Source organism: Microbacterium daqui (assembly GCF_050408675.1).
Classification (GTDB): Bacteria; Actinomycetota; Actinomycetes; order Actinomycetales; family Microbacteriaceae; genus Microbacterium.
In genome coordinates this window covers 20,249-29,103 of the sequence record NZ_JBNTKF010000027.1, presented here as the reverse complement: position 1 = coordinate 29,103, position 8,855 = coordinate 20,249, and the positions used below count along the sequence as shown (strand labels likewise).

Genomic DNA, 8,855 nt, shown 5'->3' with positions numbered 1-8,855 from the left:
CCTCCTCAAAGCATCCGACTGCGAGTTCGCGTTGCTTGGGTGAAAGTGCGGAACGTGCACGCATAGAAAAACTCCCCGAAAATTGGTATCTGATTTCTCAGTCCAACTTCCGGGGAGCAGTTCACGTGAGGGCCGCCCTTTGTCGTTGGTGTCTTAGCTGTTGGCCAGCACGTAGTCGATGCTACGGATCAGCTGACGCACGTCGTTCGGCTCAATCGAAACGAACGTGGCAACGCGCAGCTGGTTGCGGCCCAGCTTGCGGTACGGCTCGGTGTCGACGATGCCGTTGGCGCGCAGCGTCTTCGCGATCGCGGCGGCGTCAATCGAGTCGTCGAAGTCGATCGTGGCGACGACGGGGGAGCGGTGCTCCGGGTTCGTTACGAACGGCGTAGCTACGGCAGAAGCCTCGGCCCATTCGTACAGGGCGCCAGAGCTTTCGCGCGTGCGGGCGTCTGCCCACGCGAGACCGCCGTTGCTGACGATCCAATCGAGCTGGCTGTTCAGGAGGTGAAGCGTCGTGAGAGCCGGCGTGTTGAGCGTCTGGTTGAGGCGCGAGTTGTCGAGTGCCTGCTTCAGGCTCAGGAAGTCAGGAATGTATCGGCCCGAAGCCGCGATGCGCTCGATGCGCTCGATGGCGGCGGGAGAGACGATGGCGAACCACAGGCCGCCGTCAGAACCGAGGTTCTTCTGCGGGGCGAAGTAGTAGACGTCGGTTTCGGTGACGTCGAAGTCGATGCCGCCGGCTGCACTCGTCGCGTCAACAACGGTCAGAGCGCCCTCGTCGCCCGCAACGCGGTAGATCGGCGATGCCGCACCGGTCGAGGTCTCGTTGTGGGGGTAGGCGTATACGTCAATGCCAGCCGCTGCTTCTGCCGTGGCAATGGTTCCGGGCTCGGCGTTGCGCACATCCGGTGCCTGCAGCCAGGGAGCTGCGGCAGCCTTCGCAAACTTGCCACCGAACTCACCGAACACCAGGTTCTGGGCGCGGTTCTCGATGAGGCCGAAAGCGGCGGCATCCCAGAACGCGGTCGAGCCGCCGTTGCCGAGGATGACTTCGTAGCCTTCCGGCAGACGGAACATCGTGCTCATGAGATCACGGACCGAACCGACGAGGTTCTTGACGGGGGCCTGGCGGTGGGATGTACCCAGCAACGAGAGACCAGCCGAGGCGAGCGCAGTGATTTGCTCCTCGCGCACCTTGGAGGGGCCGCAACCAAAGCGGCCGTCAGCGGGAAGGAGGTCTCGGGGAATCTCAACTGTCGCCATGGGTTCAGTCTAGTTCTTTCACGGGACGCCCCCGGAGAGTGTGACGACGAAAGTCGGTAGGCTAGAGAGCATTCTTTATCTGAGCTGTGAGGCGTCATGACTGACCTGATCGACACCACCGAAATGTATCTCCGCACCATCCTGGAGTTGGAAGAGGAGAACATTACGCCGCTGCGTGCTCGCATCTCTGAGCGCTTGGGCCACTCCGGCCCCACCGTCTCACAGACGGTCGGACGCATGGAACGTGACGGCCTTGTTGTCGTCTCTGAGACTCGCACGCTGGAGTTGACCGACGAAGGACGACAGAAGGCCGTTGACGTGATGCGCAAGCACCGTCTTGCGGAGCGTCTGCTGTCTGACGTTATTGGCCTCGACTGGGCGTACGTGCATGAAGAGGCGTGCCGCTGGGAACACGTCATGAGCGAGCAGGTCGAGCGTCGCCTGGTTGAGCTTCTCGGACACCCGACTGAATCGCCCTATGGCAACCCGATTCCCGGACTCGACCAGGTGGGTGGCGAGACGAACGCCACGTTCGAGCAGGGAGTGGTGGGCCTTGTGCAGCGCCTCACCGACGCTGGCCGCCCGATTGAGGGCACCGTGCGGCGTCTGGCAGAGCCTGCGCAGGTCGATCCTGAGCTGCTGGAGCAGTTCCGTGACGCGGGCGTACTGCCCGGTGCGCACGGTCAGTTCCGTTTCAACGAGGGCTATGTGCTCGTCGAAATGGACGGTAACGACGCCGGTCTCGAATTGCCCGTCGAAGTTGCCGCGCACATCTTTTTGTTGAGCGACCGCACGTAGCGATTCGCTAACCCGAAATTTGCCCCGGGTTTCCGCGAGATCATGCGGATTTTGCCCTCGTGTGATGAGGTACAAGACGACGATCTCCGGATTATCGAATCTCTCCAACATGAGAATTCCGGAAAAAGTTCCGTCTCAGCGAGACAATATCGTTACATTCGGGTAGCCTTGCTCAAGTCCGAGGGCGAGAAGCTGGCCGGAGGACACCGTGGAGAATGCCTCGCTGGCTCGTCATTTCCGCGGGTCCCGATGCACAAAGTGCCCTGTAACAGAGTGCCGACGAGCCGCCATTAGCTGTGGAGAGGCGCCCGGAGGATCAGCTTGTCGTCACAGAACGAACCGTTGAAGAACGAGACCGACGCGTCGGTCGAACCATCTTCAACTTCTCGAATTACCCGTCGTAGCGCAGAACAGAACACCAAGAAGCCCGTGGCCTCGGCCCAGGCTCACCAGAAGATTCGCCCCATCCGGGCGCTCGCAATCTTCGGCGCCGTCGCTGGCCTCGTGGCCACCGTCGCACTGCCTGCTTACGCCGCATTTAAGCCGGCCGCTGATGAGACGGTCACCCTGCAACAGGTTGCCGAAGATGGCGCCCAGACCCTCGTAGTGGCATCTGACGCTGACACCACGAACCTGACGGCGACGACATACGCAGCCACCACCATTGGTGAGATTGAGCAGAAGAAGGCTGAAGAAGCCGCTGCTCAGCGCGCCAAGGAGCTGGCAGCTCAGGCTGCTGCAGCGGCCGTGTCGAACTCGAAGGCCGCAAGCGCATGGGCCAGCATGGACCTCTCGATGGTTCCCGCCGGTTCGGGTGCCGTGATCTTCCCGTTGCAGAGCTATGACTACATCGGCGATGGCTTCCGCTCGCGCGGTGGCTCGCACGATGGCGTTGACATCCTCGCTCCGGCGATGACTCCTATTTACGCTGCGGCTGACGGTGTTGTTACCGTCTCGAGCGAAAGCTACTGGGGCTACGGAGTCGGCGTCGTGATCGACCATGTCATTGGCGGTCAGCGCGTGTCGACCCTGTACGGTCACATGACGTACGGCACGCGCCTCGTTAGCGTCGGCGACACGGTTGCCGCCGGTCAGCCGATCGGCGCGGTCGGCACGACGGGCCGCTCGACGGCTAACCACCTCCACTTTGAGGTTGAGGTCAATGGCTCGCTCGTTGACCCGATGGCATGGCTGAATGCCAACGTCGGCTAACGAATACGAAGAATTAACCCGCCAGTGACCTGAAAAGGTTGCTGGCGGGTTTACTCTTTACCCGACGAGGAGAAGTGGAGAGTGAGCACATGAACCAACGACCACGCACCCAAACCATGGGTGCTGGGGGCCGAGAGGTTCTGTTGCCATGCCTGCGACACGACATGCATAGCCCTGCCGTGCGCGCCACCGAGGTGCTGTCTGACAAGACAGCACCTTTTGTTGTTTCTGGGCACTCTTTCGCCACCACCACGCCGCCATGCATCGAAGCGCCCAGCAGCCTGCCGGGCCCCATCGAGAGGACGACGGATGCGCACGTTGGTACTAAATGCCGGATATGAACCGCTCGCAGTTGTGTCATTTAAGCGAGCGCTGCTTCTGGTCATGAATGAGAGAGCAACGGTGCTGGAAGCCGTTGTCGACGACCCGGTATGGACGGCGACGACCATGTATGAGCGACCCGCAGTGATTGTGCTCACGCAGTACATTCGTCTTCCGCGAACGCGCCGCACGCCGGCGACCCGGCGGGGCGTGTTGCGCCGCGACGGATTCCGCTGTGCCTACTGTGGGGGTGCTGCCTCCACGATCGATCACGTCCTGCCCCGCTCACGCGGCGGCGACGGGTCGTGGGAGAACCTCGTTGCGTGCTGTCTGCGTTGCAACAACCTCAAAAGCAACCGCACTCCCCAGGAGATGGGCTGGGAGCTCCGAATCAAGCCGCGGGCACCGCGGGGCGGAACCTGGACGGTACAGGGTGCAGAACGTGCAGAAGCGTCGTGGGAGCCCTACTTGGGGGTAGCGGCTTAGGCGCACGTCTTGAACAGCTCCGTGTGCGCCACAGTGGGGATGACTGCGCCACCGATCGGCTCGTCATTTGCGCGTGAGAGTGTGCCCCCGACTGGACTCGAACCAGCGACGCACGGTTTAGGAAACCGACGCTCTATCCACTGAGCTACGGGGGCGTACCTCTAGACTAATCGGCGGCGCCACCTTCGGATGACCGTCGCTATGCAGCCGATGCGGCCTCAAGCGTTTGGCGCTCCAGGTCGATCAGGAACTTTTTGATGTCGGGGGTGGAGCCGTACTCGCCAACGGAACCATCGGATCGCACGACACGGTGCACCGGCACCACAAGGGAGAACGGCGACGTGCGGCAGGCAGAGCCGACAGCGCGAGCCGCGCGGGGCCGACCGGCGAGGCCCGCGATCGCGCCGTAGCTGATGGTCTCGCCGTAAGGAATCTCGGTGATCGCTTGGAGCGCGGCGCGGGTAAAGCCAGACCCCGTCAACCGCCAATCGAGATTGAGGTCGAAAGAGCGTCGCGTTCCCGCGAAGTATTCATCGACCTGTCGGGCCAACTCGTGTGCGGCACCGGGTTCGTGGACGGGTGTTTCGAACAGCAGGCGAGAGACACGTTCGATCTCCCACAGCGGGTCAGTTTCGGTGAGGTGAACGCTCACCAAAGCGGAGCCATCAAAAACAGCGACAACGAGGCCGACGGGTGTGGGTACGGCATCCCAGGTATATGTCATGCCTTCATCCTGTGTGCCTCGCATGGTTCCAGAATGACATGTCGGCGACCGGGGGAGAACTATAGAAAAATCCTGATTGTGGAGGGAGCGTGCGTTGCGTCGATATTCTGCGGCAAACTGCGCGAGGGATACCGTCTTTCCACCACGCAGGCGCTTACTGTGGTAGATGTCGGCAACAGAAGGACGTCTCTTCATGAACGAAGATCGCGAATTCGCGCAGGCGGTGCAACCCGGAATGATCGGCGACCTCGGTCCGGGTGTGGTGGCCGCTCACATTGCGCAACCCGCACGCGATCGTATTGTTGCCGAAAGCGCCGAGCTGGGTGGCCCGTCGCCCCTGCTGCGATACCACGATGTTCCCGAAGCGGGCATCGAGATCACGAAGGCCCACCCCGGTAGCCTGCCGCAGTTCATCACGGGCCGATCGACACTACTTTCTGGCCTGTTCCGCGATGAGGTAGCGATGCGAACCGCTCGCATTGCCGCCGAGCAAATCACCGCCAAGAACATTGAACTTCGTGCGGTTCGCGGCATCGACTCGGTGCACCTCGCCACGGGCCTCGCCTCCTGGCGAATCGGCGGCGTGGAGTACACTGCCCCCGTGCTGTTGCGCCCGCTCGGCATCCGTCGCCACTTCAACGACTACGAGCTCAAGCTTCACGGCCCGATGTTCGTGAACCCCGAGCTGGTTCGTGCGATGCGTGAGCACTACGCCATCACGATTGACGGCGCACGTCTCGCCGCGCTCGCGCACGAGGGTGGCATCTTCAAGCCGCAGCGCGTCATCGATGAACTCCGCCGCCTCACGACACGCATCGATACGTTTGCCGTGCACCCGCGCCTCATCGTTTCGACGTTCGCCGACGTCTCGGCACACATGGCAGCTGACGGTGGTCTCGACCACCCGATCCTCAACGCCCTCGCGGGCCACGCCGATGACCGCGACTTTCTGAAGCAGCAGCGACCAATCGCGGCGTGGGCAGGGCCCGACGACCGCTCACCGGCCGCCGACACGCTCCTGCTCGATGCTGACGCTGAGCAAGAACGCGTGCTGTCGCGCATCGTCGCCGGCCAGTCGCTGGCTGTCGCAACGCTGCCCGGAACCGGTGGCACGCAGACGATCATCAACGCGGTCGGTGCCCTCGTGCAGGCTGGCAAGCGTGTGCTGGTCGTCAGCACCCGACGCTCGACCCTCGATGGCCTGCGCCACCGCCTCGTTGGCATTGGCCTCGATGGCCTCGCCGTGCGCACCACGAACCTGCAAGAAGACCTCATTCGCGCGATCGGCCGCAACGAAAGGGCCGCACAACCAGCGGTAGCCGAAGTCGATGAAGCGCTCGTCAGCCTCCGCGCCGTGCTCCGCGACTATCGCGCTGCTCTCACGCAAAAGCACCCGGCCTTTAACGTGAGTGCGATTGACGCGACGCGCGAGCTCGCGAAGATCGCCCAGCACCCCGAGCCGCCGAAAACGCAGGCTCGCCTCGACGCTCGCGCTCTTGCCGCGCTGTCGAAAGACCGCACCGAAGCAGCCGAAAAGCTCACGCTTGCCGCGAAGCTCGGCGAGTTCGAGTTTGGCCCCGATGACTCGCCCTGGTATGGCGCATCGTTCGAGTCAACGGCCGCTGCGCAGGCGACCCATGAACTCGCCGGCAAGCTCAACAAGACCGAGGTGCCCAACCTCCTTGAACGCGGCTACGCGCTCATCGCACAGACGCGCATGCGTCCGTTCCTCACCGTTGATGAGCTGGGCGAGTACCTCAAGCTGCTGCAGGGCATGCTCGAGTCACTTGATAAGTTCAGCCCCACGGTGTTCGAGCGCCCCCTCACCGACCTCATTGCCGCTCACGCCACGCGCCGCGACGGGGTACAGATGTCTGGTGCTCAGCGCCGCCGGTTGAAGGCCGTGGCGCGCGAGTATGTTCGCCCCGGCGTGCATGTGCAAGATATGCACGCCGCGTTGGTGCGTATTCAAAAGCAGCGCACGGCGTGGCAGCGCTATGTAGACCAGGGTGTGGTTCCGGAGATTCCCGCCGGGCTCCAAGATGTCGCGGTGGCGTGGCAGCGCGTGCACGCTGATTTGGGAGCCCTCGACAAGCCGCTCGGCCGCGCCGGAGCCGCCCAGCTGTCGGCCCTGCCGGTCGCACAATTGGTGCGCACCCTCGCGGGTCTCGCCGCCGAGTCCACGTTCTTCGACAACCTCATCGAGCGCAGCAAGCTTCGCGTTGAGTTGGCGAAGATGGGGCTGGAACCATTGCTGTCGGATCTTTCCGAACGTCACGTTCCGGAGCATCGCGTTGCCGCGGAGCTGGAAAGTGCGTGGTGGCTGTCGGCCATTGAGCACCTGTTGCAGACCGATAAGGCACTGCTCGGTGCCCGCACGAGTGTCGTGGACAGCCTCGAACGCGACTTCCGTCTCGTCGACGAAGCCCACAACGCCAACTCCGGTCCGCTCCTCGCGTGGCGTCTCGCGACCGACTGGCGCATCGCGCTCATCGATCAGCCTGCTGAGGCGCAAGCGCTGCGCACCGCGATCACGCGCGGCGGACTCACACCGGCGGCCCTTCGAGCCGCTGCTCCCACGCTTGCGCGTGTGCTGGTTCCGGTCTGGGTGGCGTCACCGTATGACGTGCCGCGCATTCCCGACACTGATTTTGACGTCGTCCTGATTGCCGATGCTGGCGCGATCAACACCGCTGAGGCCGCGCCCGCGATTCGTCGCGCCCGCCAAGTCGTGCTGTTCGGTGACCCGGTTACGCAAGCGCCGACGCCGTTCGACATTGCCACGACGACGTCGGGGGAGTGGGAGAGCGAGCACGAGTTCGACACTACGAGCGTCTTTGAGCGCGTTGCTGAACTCGTGCCGGTCGAGACACTCACCCGGAGCTACCGTGTCGGCGGCGAAGACCTCGCCGAGCTCGTCAATGACGCGTTCTATGGCGGCGAAATTGTTTCGATGCCGTGGGCCGGTTCGTACCTGGGTCGCGGCAGCCTGACCGTCGACTACGTCGAAGGTGGTGTTGGCGCTCCCGACCCGATTTCTGGCGCGGTCGAGAGCCCCGAAGCCGAAGTTCAGCGTGTAGCAACCGTCGTGGTTGAGCACGCCGTGAACCGCCCCAAAGAATCACTCATGGTGGTCACTGCGAGCCGTAAGCACGCCGAACGCGTGCGCGTTGCTGTGGCTCACGCTTTCGCCGGTCGCGCCGACGTTGCCGACTTCGTTTCGCGTGACAACGGCGAGCCGTTCGCGGTGCTGACGCTCGAAGAGTCGGTGGCCGAGAGCCGCGACCGCGTGATCTTCTCGCTGGGCTACGGCCTCACCCGTCACGGCCGTGTGTTGAGCGACTTCGGTGACCTGTCGACACCCGACGGCGAGCGCTTACTCACGGTTGGTATGACGCGTGCCCGTCGTTCGATGACGGTCGTGTCGTCGATTCGCCCTACGGCCTTCACCGATGATCGCCTCGAGTACGGTGCCGCAACGCTGATGACGATTTTGTCGGGCATCGCCGAGCGCTCCCGCGAGACGCACCTCGAAGACCTGGCTGACCCGCTCATGCTGCAGCTCGCTCGCGAACTGCGCGCCCTCGGCGTCACCCTCAATGTGAACTACCGTGGCGTGCTCCCGCTCGTCGCGCAACACAACGGCCGTGCTGTTGTCGTTGAGAGTGATCCGGAGATCTACGGCGACTCGCTCCGCGAATCGTTGCGCTTGCGCCCACAGACTTTGCGCAAGCTGGGATGGCACTATGTTCGCGTGCACTCGTTCGATCTCTACAGCGACCCGGGTCGGGTGGCTTCGCGAATTGCCGCACTCTTGGGCGCCATTCCGTTCGCCGACACCGAGGCCGCAGAAGACGCCTCATGAGCGACGAACGACAGCATGTCGTTCGGGTCGCGGGGTCGCGTCGTGCGCGGCTGACGGCGGCTCCCGGAACCACGGCTGAGCCAGAAGCAGATGACCCGGTGGTTGCAAACATCGTTGCGCAGCCCGCGGGTTCCGGCCCCAACGACGAGCGCATGCGCCGCGAGGTTCCGCCCCACTACTAAC

The 8,855-nt window shown here is 63.4% G+C and carries 7 protein-coding genes and 1 tRNA gene; 5 read left to right on the top strand and 3 right to left on the bottom strand.

Features of this window, described 5'->3' with window-relative positions; translation table 11 throughout:
* Nucleotides 1-153: 153 nt before the first annotated feature.
* Entirely contained in the window at nucleotides 154-1,266 is a 1,113-nt protein-coding gene (gene serC, locus ACQUSY_RS12290; RefSeq protein ID WP_428904756.1) for a phosphoserine transaminase, read from the bottom strand.
* Between the two features lie 96 nt (nucleotides 1,267-1,362).
* Here serC and ACQUSY_RS12285 point away from each other — a divergent pair, with 96 nt between their 5' ends.
* The 3 genes from ACQUSY_RS12285 (at nucleotide 1,363) to ACQUSY_RS12275 (ending at nucleotide 4,083) form a co-directional block, all read left to right on the top strand.
* Nucleotides 1,363-2,064: an iron-dependent transcriptional repressor DtxR gene (locus ACQUSY_RS12285; protein ID WP_428904755.1), complete on the top strand. Its 702-nt coding sequence runs from the start codon at nucleotides 1,363-1,365 to the stop codon at nucleotides 2,062-2,064.
* A gap of 321 nt (nucleotides 2,065-2,385) precedes the next feature.
* Nucleotides 2,386-3,276 carry a M23 family metallopeptidase gene (locus ACQUSY_RS12280; RefSeq protein ID WP_428904754.1) on the top strand — a complete coding sequence of 297 codons (891 nt, stop codon included), beginning with the start codon at nucleotides 2,386-2,388 and terminating at the stop codon, nucleotides 3,274-3,276.
* A 309-nt stretch (nucleotides 3,277-3,585) separates the two neighbouring features.
* Nucleotides 3,586-4,083, top strand: a complete 498-nt coding sequence (locus ACQUSY_RS12275) for an HNH endonuclease (protein WP_428904753.1) — start codon at nucleotides 3,586-3,588, stop codon at nucleotides 4,081-4,083.
* An 82-nt stretch (nucleotides 4,084-4,165) separates the two neighbouring features.
* Here ACQUSY_RS12275 and ACQUSY_RS12270 read toward each other — a convergent pair.
* Together ACQUSY_RS12270 and ACQUSY_RS12265 are read right to left on the bottom strand one after the other, a co-directional pair.
* Nucleotides 4,166-4,238, bottom strand: a tRNA-Arg gene (locus tag ACQUSY_RS12270).
* Between the two features lie 44 nt (nucleotides 4,239-4,282).
* A complete protein-coding gene (locus ACQUSY_RS12265) occupies nucleotides 4,283-4,807 on the bottom strand; it encodes a methylated-DNA--[protein]-cysteine S-methyltransferase (protein ID WP_428904752.1) in 525 nt (174 codons plus the stop codon).
* A 193-nt stretch (nucleotides 4,808-5,000) separates the two neighbouring features.
* Between ACQUSY_RS12265 and ACQUSY_RS12260 the strand changes: the two genes are divergently transcribed.
* Together ACQUSY_RS12260 and ACQUSY_RS12255 are read left to right on the top strand one after the other, a co-directional pair.
* Complete coding sequence (locus tag ACQUSY_RS12260) at nucleotides 5,001-8,672, top strand: AAA family ATPase (protein WP_428904751.1); 3,672 nt, start codon at nucleotides 5,001-5,003, stop codon at nucleotides 8,670-8,672.
* Entirely contained in the window at nucleotides 8,669-8,854 is a 186-nt protein-coding gene (locus tag ACQUSY_RS12255) for a hypothetical protein (RefSeq protein WP_428904750.1), read from the top strand. The genes ACQUSY_RS12260 and ACQUSY_RS12255 overlap by 4 nt, the downstream gene beginning before the upstream one ends.
* Nucleotide 8,855 lies beyond the last annotated feature (1 nt).